A 16,598-nucleotide genomic window follows, 5' to 3' on the forward strand; every position below is an offset into this window, starting at 1 on the left:
TTATGAAAAATAAAATAACAGATGAAATCATTGATTATGTAAGCATTCTTGCAAAGCTGGAATTATCCCCGGAGGAAAAGGAAGCTGCCAAAAGTGACATGGAGAAGATGCTGGATTATATCGATACCATGAATGAACTTGATACCGAGGGGATTATACCTATGTCACATGTTTTTCCTGTGCATAATGTATTTCGGGAAGATGTAGTGACAAATGGGAATGACAGAGAGGCGATTTTATTGAATGCACCACTCAGAAAAGATGACAGCTTTGAAGTACCGAAAACCATAGGATAGGAGGAACTTGTGTGGACATATTAAGTTTAACGGCCCTCCAACTGGGGAAGGCCATAAAGGAAAGAAAAGTCTCTGTTTCAGATGCAGTCTGTGCAGTGATTGCCAGAGCAAAGGAAGCGGAGCCTAAGATAAACAGTTATGTGACTTTAGATGAAGAAGGGGCACTTAGACAGGCTGAAGAGGTACAGCAATTAATAGATGGCGGGAAACTTATCGGACCTCTGGCAGGTGTTCCGGCAGCTGTGAAGGATAATATATGTATAAAGGGACAGCTCACCACCTGCAGTTCCAGGATTCTGTCCAATTTTAAGCCTGTATATACAGCTGAGGCAGTACTAAATCTTAAAAAGGCAGGAGCTGTTGTCATCGGAAAAACGAATATGGATGAATTTGCCATGGGTAGCACCACGGAGACCTCCTATTATGGCCCGACCAGAAATCCGCACAATACAGCTCATGTTCCCGGCGGTTCCTCGGGCGGCTCCTGTGCGGCGGTAGCTGCCCAGGAATGCTATTATGCTCTGGGGTCAGACACAGGCGGCTCTATCCGTCAGCCCAGCTCTTTCTGTGGAGTGGTAGGTTTAAAGCCTACCTACGGGACCGTATCCCGGTATGGTCTGGTGGCCTATGGCTCGTCTCTGGATCAGATAGGACCTGTGGCAAAGGATGTACCCGATTGTGCGGCAATACTGGAGGCAATAGCCTCCTATGATACAAAGGACAGTACCTCCGTGAAACGGGGGGATTATAATTTTACAAAGGCTCTTACCGAGGATGTGAAAGGGCTGAAAATAGGTATTCCGAGAGACTATATGGGGCAGGGACTTGACAGTGAAGTAGAAGCGGCAGTCAGAGAAGCAGGAAAAGTGCTGGAACAAAAAGGCGCTGTAGTGGAAGAGTTTGACTTAAGCCTTGTACAGTATGCGATTCCGGCATATTACGTGATTGCATCAGCAGAGGCGAGTTCTAATCTGGAACGCTTTGACGGTGTCAAATATGGTTACCGCACGGCAGACTACAGTGGGCTTCACAATATGTACAAGAAAACCCGCTCTGAAGGTTTTGGGGCGGAGGTGAAGCGGAGGATTATGCTGGGATCCTTTGCCCTAAGTTCCGGTTATTATGATGCCTATTATCTGAAAGCTCTGCGCACAAAGGCACTGATTAAACAGGCTTTTGACCGTGCATTTGAAAAATATGATGTCATTCTTGGCCCCACAGCGCCTTTTACGGCACCGGAACTTGGAAAGAGTTTAATAGATCCCATGAAAATGTATCTTGGGGATATTTATACAGTTGCAATCAACCTGGCCGGTCTTCCCGGGATATCCGTTCCTGTGGGAAAGGACAGCCGGGGACTGCCCATCGGAATGCAGCTTATCGGAGACAGCTTCCAGGAGAAGACCCTTCTTCGCACAGCTTACACTTATGAGTGTGCTACCGGGAAAAAGTATGAAGCTCCGGCAGCTTTAGGAAAGGAGGCGTAGGAAAATGGCAAAACAATATGAGACAGTCATCGGTCTGGAGGTCCATGTAGAACTGGCCACAAAGACTAAAATCTTCTGCGGATGCAGCACAGAATTCGGCGGAGCCCCCAACACCCATACCTGCCCGGTATGCACAGGAATGCCGGGGTCCCTCCCGGTTTTGAATAAGCAGGTCGTGGAATATGCCATGGCCATCGGTTTGGCTTCCAACTGCAAAATAACAAAGGTATGTAAGTTTGACAGAAAGAACTATTTCTATCCGGATAATCCTCAGAACTATCAGATATCCCAACTTTATCTGCCCATTGCAAGAGACGGGTATCTGGAGATAGAAAGCGGAGGTACAAAAAAGAAGGTGCGCATCCATGAGATGCACATGGAGGAGGATGCGGGGAAATTAGTCCATGATGAATGGGATGATACCTCTCTGGTGGACTACAACAGAAGTGGTGTCCCCCTAGTGGAGATTGTGTCTGAACCGGATATGCGTTCTGCAGAAGAAGTTATCAGCTACTTGGAAAAACTTCGCATGATGATTCAGTACCTCGGCGCTTCCGACTGTAAACTGCAGGAGGGTTCCATGAGGGCGGATGTGAACTTATCGGTGCGGGAGGCGGGAAGTGATACACTGGGAACCAGAACAGAGCTGAAGAACCTGAACTCCTTCAAGGCTATAGCAAGAGCAATTGAAGGAGAGCGAGAAAGGCAGATCGAATTGCTGGAGGAAGGGAAACCGGTGATTCAGGAGACCAGGCGGTGGGATGACAACAAAGAGCATTCCTATGCCATGCGCTCCAAGGAGGACGCCCGGGATTACCGGTATTTTCCAGAACCGGATTTGGTGCCGATTGTAATAAGCGATGAGTGGATTGTGAAAGTAAAATCTAGACAGCCGGAACTTCGCTCTGAAAAGCTAGAACGCTATAGAGTAGAATTTGCTATTCCTCCGTACGATGCAGAAATCATTACAGAATCCAAAAAAATGGCAGATATTTTTGAGGCAGCCACAGCGGTGTGTAATAAGCCTAAAAAAGTGGCTAACTGGCTGATGGTGGAAACACTGCGTCTGCTGAAAGAACACAGTATGGAACCGGAAGATATCGGGTTTTCACCCGAAAACCTTGGAAAGCTTGTGGAGCTGACAGAGGCAGGTACAATCAACAGCTCTGTGGCAAAAGAAGTTTTTGAAAAGATATTTACAGAGGACGCAGACCCGGAAGTATATGTAAAAGAAAAAGGATTAAAGACCGTAAACGATGAAGGGGCTATGAAAGCAGCAATCGAAAAAGCAATTGCAGACAATCCAAAATCAGTGGAAGATTATCTGGGCGGAAAGGAAAAGGCCATAGGATTCCTTGTAGGTCAAGTGATGAAAGCCATGAAAGGAAAAGCAAACCCAGGACTGGTGAATCAGATGCTGAAGGAGGCTCTGCAGGAGCAAAAGACTTCCTAAAGCCCTGCCTTCTGCTCACAACGAATCTGCTTTTTAAATCACAAAGGCGCTGCCTGCTGTGGCAGCGTCTCTATGATTTCATGCTTTTTAACGACTTTTCTTCTGCCAACAGTGAGGCTCCCAAAGCACCGGCATATCTTCCATTTGCCGTGGAAGCTACCGGCTGTCCGATTTTCTGGGATAGTACTTTTGTGAAATATTCATTATGGCTCAAGCCACCTGTCAGAATAGTATTCTGGGAAAGCGCTTTTCTCTGGCACAGCTGGGACACTTTTGAGGCGACGGAATCTACCACCCCGGCGGCAATATCCTCCCGGCTTCTGCCTTCTCCTATATAATTGATGACTTCAGACTCTGCAAACACTGTGCAAAGGGAACTGATGGGGAGCACAGTTCCCTTTGCTGCCATTTCAAATAATTCCTGCAAAGTAACTCCAAGCCGATTTGCCATAATTTCAAGAAATTTTCCTGTTCCGGCGGAACACTTGTCATTCATCTGAAAATCCTGCACCATACCATTTGCCACAATAATTACCTTTGTATCCTGTCCGCCTACATCAATAATACTGCAGTTGTCCCCGGCCAGCTCTCGTCCGCCTCTCGCGTGACAGGTGATTTCGGTAATTGTATAATCCGAGAAGTCTACAGCTACCCGGCCGTATCCTGTGGCTACTGTTTTTGTGTCATCTGACAAGACATCAATGCCCTTCTCCAGCAGAGTATGCTTTATTGACATGGTTGTTTCCTTGCTGCTCCAGCCGGTGGGCAGGACAAAACGAAAGGCATGGGGCCCTCTTGCCACTACCTTGGATGCGGTTGAACCAATGTCAATTCCTACATAATTCATAAATACTACTCCTTTTTCTAACAATATCTATCCCTGTGGGGATTTATATTTTTTTCAACAGCAGCAATTTTTAGGATTTCAATGTGATGCTCCTTACTACACTGCTGAATTGTTTCAATATCCTTTTCGTCAATCATAAGTGAGATACCGCAGCATTTACTTGCAGTTCTGGGAGTCGGAGCAATAACTGCCCGGACTCCCAGAGCCTTTAATTCGTTGTAAAGCCGCATACCGCTGTCATGATTGGGAAATAACACATAATGTTGTATATCCGGCATGTTATGTATACCTCTTTTAATTATTCAGCATTTCTACAAAAGCACTGATTCTTGTGCGGAGCTGCTGCGCATCGCTGTCTGTGTAATCCGTTTCTATTCCGAGAACAGGAATACCTGCATCTTTTAACGCACGCTCTACCAGGAAACCTTCTGTGTCATAAAGGCTGCAGAACTTAAGATTGACATCAATAATCCCGTCCACCTTATATTCCTTTGCAAGACGTATAATATCGTCGATTCGGCCCTCGTTGGGTGTAAAACAGGCGCAGTTAATCTTCATGTATCTCTCGGCCAGTGCCTGCATCTGCTCTTCCAGTGTATCCTTCGTCTCGTCCACCTGGTTTTCGAAGTACCGGGTGCCTGTGCACATTTCTTCACAGACAACGGCTGCGCCGCTGGTTTCTACGATGTGGTGAAGCTTCCAGTTCGGAATTGCAAGAGGAGTACCTGTCAGCATGATCCGCTTTGTGCCTGCTGGGAATACACACACGCCGTCTTTTACACGCTGATCCAGCTCATCACAGAGCTTATTTGTCATCTGTGTGAATCTGGCCGGATCATCATAAAAAGCAATCTGGGAAATCATCAGCACATCTGCGCCGCTGATTGGGATATTTTCATTTTTACGATAGCTGTACAGCCTCTCCATTGCCTTTCTCTTGTTGTTGATTAACCGAATACTTTCCTCCAGCTTTTCTGCTGTCACTTTATTGCCGGTAAACTCTTCCACAGTATCCTTTAATGTTTCGATTTCCTCCGCCCATGCCTTGATATCTTTTGCACGTTTCATCTGAGGCAGGTCCATGACATGCATGGGAACGTCCTCACCCAAAATTTCCCATGCTTTCTTTTTACCGTCGCAGGTTGTTTCTCCAATGTACATATCTGCAATCCTGAAAAATGGACAGGTGCGGTCAAGCCTTGCCCCCACAGATGCTTTGATAAGCGGACATGTATTCGTGGGGAGAACCTTCTCACCGCCCGGAACCCAGAACTGTGAGCCTCCGCAGAGTCCGGTGGCAATTGCATCTGCCGCAAATATAATTTCATCCGGGACATAGATGCAGAATGTGCCAAACACCTTGCCGCCTTTTTTCTGATGTTCGATAAGTTCTGCCGGGCGGATACCGTGGATATCTGCCACTACCATGTTATAATAGTCCATACTTTCCGGGCGGTTCTCCTGTGATAAAAATACATCTCCGAATGCCTGGGGAAGAACCTCGCATAATTGGTCGTGAAGTTCAAGATTCATACCTAAATCGTTCCACATTTTGTGATTATTGTCCATAATAACCTTTCCTCCTATGTATATTTTTTCGCCTCATTTTCAGACCATAATTACCATAACACCAATTCCTGCTAAGAACAATGAAAGAGAAGAGGAGAAGCGATAGTTTTTTCACATAAATAAGAGTTAATTATTGGTGGAATCGATCGATAATATATTTCTCAGTCCTTTTACGCATATATTGACTTCTTCCGGTGTGTTAGATGCACTAAAAGAGAATCTGATAGTTCCCTGGGGAAATGTTTCCAGGGACTTATGAGCGAGGGGAGCACAGTGCAGCCCCACCCTTGTCATAATACCGTATTGCTGTTCCAGTTCAAAAGCCGCCTGAGCATTATCCATAGTCAGGAAATCCAGGGATACCACGGCCACACGGTTAGAAATATCCTGCCGCCCGGCAATGCGTACATTTGGCAGATCCCTGACACCATCCAGAAAGTGCCGTGTCAGCTCCATCTTTTTGTCGTGGATTATAGGGAGGCCGGTTTTCTCTATATAGGAAAGGGCCGCATGAAGACCTGCAATGCCTGGAAGATTCATGGTTCCGCTTTCGTATTTGTCGGGCAGGTTTTGAGGCATTTCCAGGGAGTCAGACTGGCTTCCGGTTCCACCAGCAATAAAGGGTGTCATTTGTACATCCAGTGCTTCTGATATAAGAAAACCTCCTGTCCCCTGTGGACCCAGCAGGCCCTTATGACCTGTAAATGCAAGAAAATCAATGTCCCACTTTTCCATATTTATATCCAGCGTACCTGCACTTTGAGCGGTGTCGACGGCAAAGAAAACATGTCTGCGCCTGCAGATTTCTCCGATATCCTGAATAGGAACAACAGTGCCGCACACATTAGAGGCATGAGTGGCAATGACCGCTTTTGTCTGAGGTTTCAGCAATGCTTCAACTCCCCTGGGATCAACATTTCCCTCTCTATCCGTGGGTGCCACATCATAAGCAATACCTTCTTTTACAAGCTGGTTCAGAGGGCGCATCACCCCATTGTGCTCCAGCCCGGTCACGACAACGTGGTCCCCGGGCTTTAGCAGACCTTTGATAAAGTAATTTAGTGAACAGGTGATTCCTGATGTAAAGATGACACATCTGGAATCGGGTGCATGAAAAAGCCTTGCCAGCTGATTCCGCGTATCAAGCACCAGGCTTTCCACTGCGTAGGCGCCCGCATAATTGCCCCTGTTAATATTAAAGCCTCCTTTGGTGAGAAAATCCGACACAGCCCCGGCTACTTTCGGTGCTTTCGGAAAGGAAGTGCTGCCATTGTCGAAATAAATTGTATTTTCCATGATTGAACTCCTCCTGTGACAGATCATACGATGTTGGGGTCAAAAGGCATTTTGTCCCCTTGATACCACGGATTGTTCCGCACTTGGTATCATCATATTATATAACTATTATACTACAAAATATATCCTCTTTCTGCAATTCTTGAGTTTTCTCAACGCTGAGAAGCCTGCAATTATATTGAAATTCTGAAAAAGGTGTAGTATACTGTACATTAATTAAATTACAGCTGCCCTGTAATCTGACATCAGCGGCGGTTGTATTTTTCTCCCTATTCAGCAGGCATCTCACCTATAAGAAAGCGGTTGTTGCTGCAACGGTGATTTCTATATGTTTTTTGCCCTGGAGACTTGTTGCGAATCCCAAAAGTTATGTGTATACTTTAAATGGAACACTGGCAGTTTTCCTGGGACCGATTACAGGAGTATGCCTGGCAGCATTGTGGGTACAGTATAAAAATAAGTTCCAGGTTGCGGATCTATATCGGCAGGACGGGGGCGCCTATTATTATAAAAATGGATGGAACGTGCCGGCACTTTCAATCATGATACTCCTATTTATCGGGGTTTTTGTATGTAAGTTTATTCCTGCGCTGTCTTGGATTTATGATAGTTCCTATCTGCTGGGCTATGTTTTTGCGTTTATTTTGTATAGTGTTTTTTGCAAAAAGAAATTACAAAGTAGTGAAAAGAAGGAGGAAGCATTATGACGAAACTGATAAAAAATGGAATGATTACAACAGATTCTCAGGTATTTCAAGGCGACATATTGATAGAGGGGGAAACGATCAAGGCCATCGGACAGAACCTGTTTGCAGAAGGGGCTGAGGTCATTGATGCTTCCGGAAAATATGTTTTCCCCGGAGCGGTGGATGTCCACACTCATATGGACCTGCAGGCAGGAAAGCACAGAGCAGTAGATGATTTCTATGACGGAACGGTTGCGGCGGCATGCGGAGGTACAACAACGATTGTGGACCACATGGCTTTTGGGCCTATAGGCTGCAGTCTGTGGCATCAGGTAGAGGAATATCACCGACTTGCGGATGACAAGGCTGTGATTGACTATGGATTCCATGGCGTCATCCAGCATGTGAATTCTTCTGTATTGAAGGAAATGGGTGAAATTGCAGAAAAAGAAGGAATCACAAGCTTTAAGATTTATATGACCTATGATTTCATGCTGAAGGACGATGAGATTTTCCAGGTATTAAAGCAGGCGAAAGAAGACGGAATTGTAATCGCTGTACACTGCGAGAATGACGGAGTCATCAATTATCTAAGAAAGACCTATGTGGAGGAAGGCTGTGTGGAACCCAAATATCATCCGCTGAGCCGTCCTGCCCGCTGTGAGGCAGAGGCTGTCAACAGGATGTTGCATCTAGCAGCTATGGCAGGCGGAGCACCTGTATACATCGTGCATTTGTCCAGCCGGGAGGGGCTTCTTGAGGTTATGAAAGCAAGAGCTACTCATCAGGAGCATTTTGCAGTGGAGACCTGCACACAGTATCTGTCACTGACTGATGACTTATATCAGGATAAACAGGAGGGCTTGAAAGCAATCATGTCACCTCCGCTGCGCAAGCAGGAAGATATTGATGCACTGTGGGAGGGACTGCATGATAATGTAATAGATACCATAGCAACCGACCACTGTCCCTTTAATCTTGCAAAAGAAAAGCAGGCAGGTGCAGACAACTTTACAGCATGCCCCAGCGGGGCTCCGGGCGTGGAGGAAAGACTGCGTGTGATATATTCAGAAGGTGTTGTAAAGGGAAGAATCACACTTTCCCAGATGATAAAATATTTGTGCACCAATCCAAGCCGAATGTACGGACTATATCCGCAGAAAGGAACACTTCTTCCGGGCTCCGATGCCGATCTGGTCCTATTTGATCCGAAGAAAGAGCGTGTGCTTTCCCATGCAGACATGCACAGCGCGGTAGACTATACCTGTTACGAGGGCATGAAAGTACAGGGCGATATCGACCTGGTTATGCAGCGCGGAAATGTAATCGTAAAAGACAATCAGTTCCTGGGCAGCAGAGGAGACGGAAAATATCTGAAACGTCACAAAAGTGTACTTGCAGATTAAAAAGGGGACTATCCCCTTTAAGTTTATGAAAAGTTTATATATTTAACAATTTTATTAGCACTCGCATCCAAAGAGTGCTAATTTCATATTGACTTTTAACCGCCGGTGTATTAGAATATTTTTTAGTTGATAAATGCCTGGACGGCAGACGTTATCATTTATTACATTGAAAAGGAGTGTTACACATGGAAACAAAAAAAGGTAATTTGTCCATCGACAGCGAGAATATATTTCCGATTATAAAGAAATGGGTGTATTCTGACCATGACATATTTTTTCGGGAGCTTGTATCGAATGGATGCGATGCCATTACAAAGCTGAAGAAGCTGGATATGATGGGAGAGTATGAACTGCCGGATGATTATAAAGCAGAGATTAAGGTAATTGTAAACCCGGAAGAAAAGACTCTGAAGTTTATTGACAACGGTCTCGGAATGACAGCGGATGAGGTGGAGGAATATATCACACAGATCGCATTTTCCGGTGCTACACAATTTCTTGAAAAATATAAAGATAAGACAAGCGAAGACGAGATGATCGGTCACTTCGGACTGGGCTTTTATTCTGCATTTATGGTTGCAGATGAAGTGCATATTGATTCTCTGTCTTATAAAGAAGGTGCAGTTCCTGTACACTGGGCAAGTGAAGGCGGTACTGAGTATGAGATGCAGGACGGGAGCAAAGGGGAAGTCGGCACAGAGATTACACTGTTCTTAAATGAGGACAGCCTGGAATTTGCAAATGAATACCGGGCAAGAGAAGTTTTGGAGAAATACTGCTCTTTCATGCCCATTGAGATTTTCCTTTCCAAGGAAAATGCAGAGCCTGAGTATGAGACAATTGATGAAGAAGATGTCCTGGATACGGACGAAGTAGTGGAGCACATTACTGAGGAGCCCAAGGAAGGCGAGGACGGTGAAAAGAGTGAGCCGAAGAAGAAGGCAAAGATTGTAAAACGTCCTGTTTCCATCAGTGACACGCATCCTCTCTGGACAAAGAACCCGAGCGAATGCACAAAGGAAGAATACCTGGAATTCTACCGTAAGGTATTTATGGATTATAAAGAACCTTTATTCTGGATTCATCTGAATATGGATTATCCCTTTAACCTGAAAGGAATCTTGTACTTCCCGAAGATTAATATGGAGTATGATTCCCTTGACGGAGTAATAAAACTGTACAACAATCAGGTTTTTATCGCTGATAATATTAAAGAAGTAATCCCGGATTTCCTGATGGTATTAAAGGGCGTTATCGACTGTCCGGATCTGCCGCTGAACGTATCAAGAAGCGCGCTGCAGAATGATGGATTTGTAAATAAAGTTGCAGATTACATTTCCAAGAAAGTCGCAGATAAGCTGACCGGCATGTTTAAGACAGACAAAGAAAACTATGAGAAATACTGGGACGATATCAGCCCATTCGTGAAATTTGGGTGCCTGAAGGATGAGAAATTCGGTGAGAAATTAAAAGATTCCATTATTTTCAAAAACCTGGACCACAAATATCTGACACTGGAAGAGTGCATAGAGGAAAACGGCGGCTCTGAAGTGACACAGTCCGAGGAGAAGGAAAATAAGCCGGAGGCTGCAGCTGCGGAGGATACAGAGAAAGACACCGCAGAGAATGAAGCAGAAGAGATTAAAACCAATATTTACTATGTGACAAATGAGCAGCAGCAGAGCCAGTACATTAACATGTTTAAAGAACAGGGGCAGGATGCAATTCTGCTAACACACAACATAGACACCTCTTTCATTACTTATCTGGAGCAGCGCAATCCGAACGTAAGGTTCCAGAGGATTGACGCGGAGGTTCACAATTCTCTGAAGGACGATGTGTCAGAGGAGGAAAAGGAGGAATTTAAGAAGACTACAGACAGTCTGATTGAGATTTTCCGCAAAGAATTAAATAATGATAAACTGGATGTAAAAGTAGAAAAGCTTAAAGATGATAACGTGGCTTCCATGGCAGTTCTCTCAGAACAGTCAAGACGTATGGAAGAAATGATGAAAATGTACAACATGGGAGGAATGGACACAAGTGCATTTGCAACCCCGGCAACATTGATTCTGAACTCCAATCATCCGCTGGTAAAGTTTGTGGTAGAGCACAAACGCAGTAAGAGCGTGTCTGTTATCTGCCGACAGCTGTATGATCTGGCAATGCTTGCACATAAGCCGTTAAGTCCGGAAGAGATGACAGCTTTTGTTAAGAGAAGCAATGAAATCATGATGCTTTTAACAAAATAAGGTTAGATACAGGGGCATAAATAAGGGACCATACAAGAGCAAAAAATGTTCTTGTATAGTCCCTTTGTATATTCGCATAAAATATAAAATCCTTTTAAATTGTTTCCCAGGGGATTTTTTTTTGGGTGAAGAATTTCTGAACCATGGCGTCCCACGTCTGCTCCAGTGATTTATCCATGGAAAAGGCTTTCAGGGAGGTTCCGGTTATGCACTGAAGTTTACCGTCATCGTATCGGATATTCAGATACAGCCCCTGTACCTGGTCTGCCTGAAAATCCAGATGATTCTGTTCGATGAGGCGGGCAATGTTTTCAGGGGACAGACTAAAGATAAATTTGAAACTTAAGGGGGTCTTTTTCCCTTTAATCAGTGAAAAGGTATAAGCTTTCAGGCTCCTCCAGGAAGAGTGTTCCGGGATATGTTCCTCCTCTGGAAAGAAAGCTTTCTGTATAAATCCGTCTATTGTAAAGGTATTGAAGGTGACAATCTCCCCTTCGATGAAAAGAAAATTGTCAAACGTTTCCGACAGTAACAAGTGTGCCATAAAATCTTTGACACTGGTGAGGTGCAGTGCAATCATGTGTTATACCCTCCGCGATGTTTATCAAATAAAACCTGAGGAACATTGTATCATAAAACGAGAACTTATGAAAGATTGACTTTTTCTTACAAAAAAAGTATGATAGTAAGCAAAGATTTAACCAGTTCACATAGAGACAGAGGATAAAATAAGATAAATGAAGAAAAAAACACGCAGGTTAATTATATATAGCAGTGCTTTGATTATTGTACTTCTTGCCGGAATTCTGATGGCGGAAGTGTTAAGCATTATTACCCATAAGAAAGTGGATACGACCCAGGGATTGAAGATTTTGAAGGCAGCCGATTCCGCCGATTCAAAGGAAATCGAGGACAAGATGGCCAGGATGGCGGAGAAGCAGGACAGCAATAAGAAAGTAAAAGCAGATACGGCAGGCAATTATAAAGTTGTGTTCGAGGATTCCGTGATAATGGGGGATTCTATCTCCGGAGCACTTACAGAATATGATTACCTGAATGCATGCAGTGTTGTATCGAAAATAGGAGTGGAACTTAATGATCTGAATACACAGGTGGAAAAAGTGAAGGAAATCAATCCTCAGGTGATTTTCTTAAGCTACGGAATCAATGACATTCCCGCTACAGACGGAGATGTGAAGTTGTTTGTAAAAGAGTATGAGACTCTGATTAAAAAGCTTCAAAAGCAGGTTCCGAATGCAAAAATTTTTGTGAATTCTATCTTTCCGGTAACAGAGCAAAAAGCAAAAGAAGAACCTGTCTATGCCAATATTGAAGAGTACAACAAGGCACTGAGTAAAATGTGTGATAAGAATCAGATTGCTTTTGTAGATAATACGGCTCTGGTATCAGACGGTTATTATGAAGATGACGGTGTACATTTCAAGGCGACGTTCTATCCATACTGGCTGACACGGATGGCGGAGGTGGCGTCTTTATGACGAATCTTTTAAAATATGCCGCTCTTGCAGCGGTTATTGGCTACATAGTGCTGCTTACAGTGTTTACCGGCGGAAGCACAAAGCCCTTTCAGGAGATTGAGCAGGGGGTGGAGGATTCTATTGACAAGTCGAAGCTGAACAAGTCGGATATGCAGACGTTAAAGCGCTATTATGGTTTAAATGCTGCCGATTATGTAGGAACCATGTTGTACACTTCAGAAAGCACCATGTCTACGGAAGAGGTGCTTCTGATTAAGGTAAAGGATAACAGGCAGATGCAGCAGGTAATGGGGGCTGTGGAAAAACGGATTGAAAGCAGGAAGAATGACTTTGAAGGTTATTCCCCCAAACAAATGCAGCTTCTTGAAGAAGCACAGATATCTGTCCGGGGAAAATATCTGTTTATGGCTATTTCCCCTAGTGCAGAAGAGTATAAAGCAGCCTATATGAGGAATTTGTAAAAAGTCTGCAGTGAGGGGTAACTAAAAGATGGTGTTTAGCAGTATCACATTTTTATTTATATTTATGCCGGCTGCTCTGGTATTTTACTATATTGTTCCGGATAAGTTCAGGAACGTTGTTATGCTGGTGGCAAGCCTGCTTTTTTATGCCTGGGGAGAGCCGCTTTATGTGGTTCTGCTCATCTTATCCATCCTGTTTAATTATATCTGCGGGCGGGATATCGGAGAAAAACTGGGAGATTCCCGGAAGGCGAAGTTCAGTCTTATTTTTGCTGTGACAGTAAATGTGTGCCTGCTGGGGTTCTTTAAATATTTCGGCTTTTTTATGGACAGTCTGCATGCAGTCCTTTCTGTAAATATTTCGTACAGAGAGCTTCCTCTGCCTGTCGGGATTTCCGTATACACTCTGCAGGCTATATCTTATCTTGTAGATATTTACAGAAAAAAGGCAGAGCCGCAGAAGAATTTATTACATCTGGGGATATATATTTCTATGTTTCCCCAATTGACGGCGGGACCTATTGTGCGTTACGTTCATATGGAGGAACAGTTAAAGCAGCGGGCCTTGTCCATGCGCAGATTTGGGCAGGGAGCAGTGTACTTTATAACCGGTCTGGGAAAGAAGATCATACTGGCAAACTCCGCGGGAAATATTGTTGAGCAGATAAAGGGATTGCAGGCGGGAAATGTTTCGGTTCTTACAGCCTGGATTGGGTGTATCTCTTTTGGCTTTCAAGTTTATTTTGAACTGAGCGGCTATTCAGACATGGCTATGGGACTGGCAAAGATGTTTGGGTTTGAATTTCCGAAAAATTTTGATTATCCTTATACGGCGTCCAGTATCAGCGGATTCTGGAAAAGATGGCATATTTCTCTGGTAAACTGGTTCAGGGAATATGTATATATTCCGCTGGGTAAAGGACACCAGGCGCAGGCACGGCAGGTATTGTACCTCCTGATTGTCTGGGCACTTATTGGGTTCTGGTATGGTGATTCCTGGACTTTTCTGATCTGGGGCCTGTATTACGGGATTCTGCTGACACTGGAAAGACTTTGTTGGGACAGAACCATGAAGCGGATGCCTTCGGTGGTAAGACATATTTACACAATGGCGGTTATTTTAATAGGGTGGGTGTTCTTTTTTAGCCCCAGTCCCGGAGCTGCCATGAAGTATCTGGGTATGATGTTTGGACCGGGCGCAAATGGATTTATCGATAAACAGGCGGTTTTTTATCTGGCTACCCACTGGCTTTTTTATCTGCTGGCCATATTGGGCTCATCTACAGCAGGATATAGAGCCATCCGGTATATGGTTGACAGTTTTGAAAATGTCAGGGCGAGAAAAGTCACGGCGGCCGTTATTTATATAGGAATATTCCTGATTTCCATCGCCTATCTTGTGACCGAGCCTTCCAATTTGTTGTTATATTTTAAGTTTTAGGTGGGAAACATGAGAAATAGAAGAAAGAAAATTAGAACAGACAGCTTTGTCGGTAAAGTATTTATCATTTGCGTGTTTGTGCTTATACTGGGAAATCTTCTTGTGCCGAATAAAAAGGATTCCGAAGAGGAAAATAAAATGCTTACCGGCAGACCACGGATGACTCTTGGCGCTGTCATATCAGGCAGCTATGCTCAGCAGTTTGAAAAATATCAATCGGACCAGTTTATGGGAAGAAATGTCTTAAGAAAGCTGAAGGTGACCTTGAACCGCCTTGGAGGAAGCCGCAGAGAGAATGATGTGTTTATAGGGAAAAAAGGGCAGCTTCTGGAGGATATTGCAGTTCCCGACAAGGAAACACTGAAAAGCAGTATGACGGCAATTAAGGGATTTACCAAAGAGCATCCTGATGTACCAATGAGCTTTCTTCTGGTGCCGGATGCTGCTGCCGTAATTAACAGTAGTCTTCCGCCTCTGGCTGAAGTGGCAGATCAGAATGCAAGTATTTCTATGGTTAAAAAACAGCTGGGTGATTCTGTGCAGTGGATAGACGGAGTCAAGGCTCTCAAGGAGCACAAGGACGAGAAGATATATTATAAAACAGACCCGCATTGGACTACACTTGGTGCGTTTTATGCTTTCAAGGATGCAGCTTCGACCCTTGGAATTACGACAGATTTTTCCAGCGGTTATGCATCCTATCCTGTGACGGGAGATTTCAATGGTTCTCTGGCTTCCAAAAGCGGGCGGGAGCTGGATGTGGACGAGGAAATCTCTATTTATGTGCCGAAAGATGCGGACAATGATGTCATTGTCAATTACGTGGACGGACAGAAAAAGACCACATCTTTGTATAGTACAAAAATGTTGAAGACAAGAGAAAAGTACAACGTCTTTTTGGGCGGGAACACCTCGGTAGTAGACATAAAGACTATGGCAGATAATCAGAAAAAGCTGCTGATTATAAGAGATTCACAGGCAAGTTGTTTTGTGCCGTTTCTGACACCGTACTTCCAGGAGATTGTGATGGTGGATCCGAAATACTATTCAGGGACAATGAACGACATTATGAAGACCTATCGGATAACAGATGTTTTGTTTCTGTACGGAGGAAATACATTTTTTCAGGATAATAATATAAGTGGAGTGTTAAGCAGTGAGTAATCGTATAAAAGAGGAATTTGAACAGAAAAAGGGCCCGGTCAGGCTGAACAAGTTTTTAAGTGCATCAGGTGTATGCTCCCGGCGGGAGGCAGACCGCCTGATTGAAGGCGGCAAGGTCACCGTGGACGGCAGGCGTGCTGCGGTTGGTACAAAGGTATTGCCAGGGCAGGTTATAAAGGTAGGGAAGAAGCGTGTATCTCGAAATGATGAGATGGTGATTCTGGCAGTGAACAAGCCGGCGGGAATTGTCTGTACAGAGGATCCCAGGGAACGCAGCAGTATTGTGCGTTTTCTAAATTTCCCCATCAGGGTTACCTATGTGGGCCGGTTGGACAAAGATTCCCGGGGACTGCTTCTTATGACCAACAACGGGGACATTATCAATCAAATGATGCGTGCCAGAAACCGGCATGAAAAGGAATACAAAGTGACAGTCGATAAAGCTGTGACTCCGGGTTTTCTTGAAAAAATGTCTTCGGGGGTTCCTATATTGGATACGGTAACCAGGCCCTGCAGGGTGGAGAAGCTCGGAAAATATACTTTTTCTATTATACTGACCCAGGGATTGAACCGGCAGATACGCAGAATGTGCGAGGCCTGCGGATATCAGGTGAAAGATTTGGTTAGAACCAGAATTATGAATATTGAATTGGGAAGACTAAAAGAAGGGGAGTACAGGAAGCTGACCGACGGGGAATTAAATCGCCTGTACGCACAACTTCAGCAGGCAGGAGAGTAGAT

Annotated in this window: 16 protein-coding genes; 11 read left to right on the plus strand and 5 right to left on the minus strand. The window is 44.5% G+C overall.

The features are described 5' to 3' along the window. The first annotated feature begins 2 nt into the window (after positions 1-2). Genes gatC through gatB form a run of 3 tightly spaced genes read left to right on the plus strand, consistent with a single transcriptional unit; the run spans position 3 to position 3,236 of the window. Positions 3-296 (plus strand): Asp-tRNA(Asn)/Glu-tRNA(Gln) amidotransferase subunit GatC, encoded by a 294-nt coding sequence (gene gatC / locus BN3456_RS12975; RefSeq protein ID WP_089984710.1) that lies wholly within the window; start codon positions 3-5, stop codon positions 294-296. Positions 297-307: 11 nt separating this feature from the next. Continuing rightward, positions 308-1,783: an Asp-tRNA(Asn)/Glu-tRNA(Gln) amidotransferase subunit GatA gene (gene gatA, locus BN3456_RS12980; protein ID WP_089984712.1), complete on the plus strand. Its 1,476-nt coding sequence runs from the start codon at positions 308-310 to the stop codon at positions 1,781-1,783. Between the two features lie 4 nt (positions 1,784-1,787). Beyond that, entirely contained in the window at positions 1,788-3,236 is a 1,449-nt protein-coding gene (gatB, locus tag BN3456_RS12985) for an Asp-tRNA(Asn)/Glu-tRNA(Gln) amidotransferase subunit GatB (RefSeq protein WP_089984714.1), read from the plus strand. 70 nt (positions 3,237-3,306) lie between these two features. Here the strand turns inward: gatB and BN3456_RS12990 are convergent, their stop codons facing one another. From BN3456_RS12990 to BN3456_RS13005, 4 genes are all read right to left on the minus strand, one after another. Beyond that, on the minus strand, positions 3,307-4,083 hold the full coding sequence (locus BN3456_RS12990; RefSeq protein WP_089984716.1) for an acyl-CoA dehydratase activase: 777 nt from the start codon (positions 4,081-4,083) through the stop codon (positions 3,307-3,309). 17 nt (positions 4,084-4,100) lie between these two features. Continuing rightward, the gene (locus BN3456_RS12995; RefSeq protein WP_089984718.1) at positions 4,101-4,361 is read right to left on the minus strand and encodes a DUF3343 domain-containing protein; all 261 of its coding nucleotides are present in this window, start codon (positions 4,359-4,361) and stop codon (positions 4,101-4,103) included. Positions 4,362-4,377: 16 nt separating this feature from the next. Next, positions 4,378-5,652 (minus strand): double-cubane-cluster-containing anaerobic reductase, encoded by a 1,275-nt coding sequence (locus BN3456_RS13000; RefSeq protein WP_089984720.1) that lies wholly within the window; start codon positions 5,650-5,652, stop codon positions 4,378-4,380. 126 nt (positions 5,653-5,778) lie between these two features. Beyond that, the gene (locus BN3456_RS13005; protein ID WP_089984722.1) at positions 5,779-6,948 is read right to left on the minus strand and encodes an aminotransferase class V-fold PLP-dependent enzyme; all 1,170 of its coding nucleotides are present in this window, start codon (positions 6,946-6,948) and stop codon (positions 5,779-5,781) included. A 215-nt stretch (positions 6,949-7,163) separates the two neighbouring features. Here BN3456_RS13005 and BN3456_RS13010 point away from each other — a divergent pair, with 215 nt between their 5' ends. From BN3456_RS13010 to htpG, 3 genes are all read left to right on the plus strand, one after another. After that, positions 7,164-7,655: a cytosine permease gene (locus BN3456_RS13010; RefSeq protein ID WP_089984724.1), complete on the plus strand. Its 492-nt coding sequence runs from the start codon at positions 7,164-7,166 to the stop codon at positions 7,653-7,655. Beyond that, on the plus strand, positions 7,652-9,040 hold the full coding sequence (hydA, locus tag BN3456_RS13015; protein ID WP_089984726.1) for a dihydropyrimidinase: 1,389 nt from the start codon (positions 7,652-7,654) through the stop codon (positions 9,038-9,040). Before BN3456_RS13010 ends, hydA begins: the two co-directional genes overlap by 4 nt. Before the next feature lie 185 nt (positions 9,041-9,225). Further along, on the plus strand, positions 9,226-11,292 hold the full coding sequence (htpG, locus tag BN3456_RS13020) for a molecular chaperone HtpG (RefSeq protein WP_089984728.1): 2,067 nt from the start codon (positions 9,226-9,228) through the stop codon (positions 11,290-11,292). 94 nt (positions 11,293-11,386) lie between these two features. Here the strand turns inward: htpG and BN3456_RS13025 are convergent, their stop codons facing one another. Continuing rightward, positions 11,387-11,872, minus strand: coding sequence for a DUF5721 family protein (locus BN3456_RS13025; protein ID WP_089984730.1), 486 nt, complete (start codon positions 11,870-11,872; stop codon positions 11,387-11,389). A gap of 157 nt (positions 11,873-12,029) precedes the next feature. On the opposite strand from BN3456_RS13025, the gene BN3456_RS13030 reads away from it, so the two are divergent. The 5 genes from BN3456_RS13030 to BN3456_RS13050 are packed head-to-tail and all read left to right on the plus strand — an operon-like array spanning position 12,030 to position 16,596. Beyond that, entirely contained in the window at positions 12,030-12,791 is a 762-nt protein-coding gene (locus BN3456_RS13030; protein WP_089984732.1) for a GDSL-type esterase/lipase family protein, read from the plus strand. Continuing rightward, positions 12,788-13,252 carry a DUF4358 domain-containing protein gene (locus BN3456_RS13035; protein ID WP_089984734.1) on the plus strand — a complete coding sequence of 155 codons (465 nt, stop codon included), beginning with the start codon at positions 12,788-12,790 and terminating at the stop codon, positions 13,250-13,252. The genes BN3456_RS13030 and BN3456_RS13035 overlap by 4 nt, the downstream gene beginning before the upstream one ends. Positions 13,253-13,280: 28 nt before the next feature. Then, entirely contained in the window at positions 13,281-14,693 is a 1,413-nt protein-coding gene (locus BN3456_RS13040; RefSeq protein ID WP_089984737.1) for an MBOAT family O-acyltransferase, read from the plus strand. A 9-nt stretch (positions 14,694-14,702) separates the two neighbouring features. Beyond that, the gene (locus tag BN3456_RS13045) at positions 14,703-15,857 is read left to right on the plus strand and encodes a DHHW family protein (protein WP_089984739.1); all 1,155 of its coding nucleotides are present in this window, start codon (positions 14,703-14,705) and stop codon (positions 15,855-15,857) included. Continuing rightward, the gene (locus tag BN3456_RS13050; protein WP_089984741.1) at positions 15,850-16,596 is read left to right on the plus strand and encodes a pseudouridine synthase; all 747 of its coding nucleotides are present in this window, start codon (positions 15,850-15,852) and stop codon (positions 16,594-16,596) included. Before BN3456_RS13045 ends, BN3456_RS13050 begins: the two co-directional genes overlap by 8 nt. Positions 16,597-16,598: the final 2 nt, after the last annotated feature.

Source organism: Clostridium sp. C105KSO13 (genome assembly GCF_001517425.1).
Classification (GTDB): Bacteria; Bacillota; Clostridia; order Lachnospirales; family Lachnospiraceae; genus Muricomes.

What these genes read in the sequence shown, in the direction of transcription:
- gatC (WP_089984710.1), top strand. Translation starts at nt 3, where the DNA reads ATGAAAAATAAAATAACAGATGAAATCATTGATTATGTAAGCATTCTT.
- gatB (WP_089984714.1), top strand. Translation starts at nt 1,788, where the DNA reads ATGGCAAAACAATATGAGACAGTCATCGGTCTGGAGGTCCATGTAGAA.
- BN3456_RS12990 (WP_089984716.1), bottom strand. Translation starts at nt 4,083, where the DNA reads ATGAATTATGTAGGAATTGACATTGGTTCAACCGCATCCAAGGTAGTG.
- BN3456_RS12995 (WP_089984718.1), bottom strand. Translation starts at nt 4,361, where the DNA reads ATGCCGGATATACAACATTATGTGTTATTTCCCAATCATGACAGCGGT.
- BN3456_RS13000 (WP_089984720.1), bottom strand. Translation starts at nt 5,652, where the DNA reads ATGGACAATAATCACAAAATGTGGAACGATTTAGGTATGAATCTTGAA.
- BN3456_RS13005 (WP_089984722.1), bottom strand. Translation starts at nt 6,948, where the DNA reads ATGGAAAATACAATTTATTTCGACAATGGCAGCACTTCCTTTCCGAAA.
- hydA (WP_089984726.1), top strand. Translation starts at nt 7,652, where the DNA reads ATGACGAAACTGATAAAAAATGGAATGATTACAACAGATTCTCAGGTA.
- htpG (WP_089984728.1), top strand. Translation starts at nt 9,226, where the DNA reads ATGGAAACAAAAAAAGGTAATTTGTCCATCGACAGCGAGAATATATTT.
- BN3456_RS13025 (WP_089984730.1), bottom strand. Translation starts at nt 11,872, where the DNA reads ATGATTGCACTGCACCTCACCAGTGTCAAAGATTTTATGGCACACTTG.
- BN3456_RS13030 (WP_089984732.1), top strand. Translation starts at nt 12,030, where the DNA reads ATGAAGAAAAAAACACGCAGGTTAATTATATATAGCAGTGCTTTGATT.
- BN3456_RS13035 (WP_089984734.1), top strand. Translation starts at nt 12,788, where the DNA reads ATGACGAATCTTTTAAAATATGCCGCTCTTGCAGCGGTTATTGGCTAC.
- BN3456_RS13040 (WP_089984737.1), top strand. Translation starts at nt 13,281, where the DNA reads ATGGTGTTTAGCAGTATCACATTTTTATTTATATTTATGCCGGCTGCT.
- BN3456_RS13045 (WP_089984739.1), top strand. Translation starts at nt 14,703, where the DNA reads ATGAGAAATAGAAGAAAGAAAATTAGAACAGACAGCTTTGTCGGTAAA.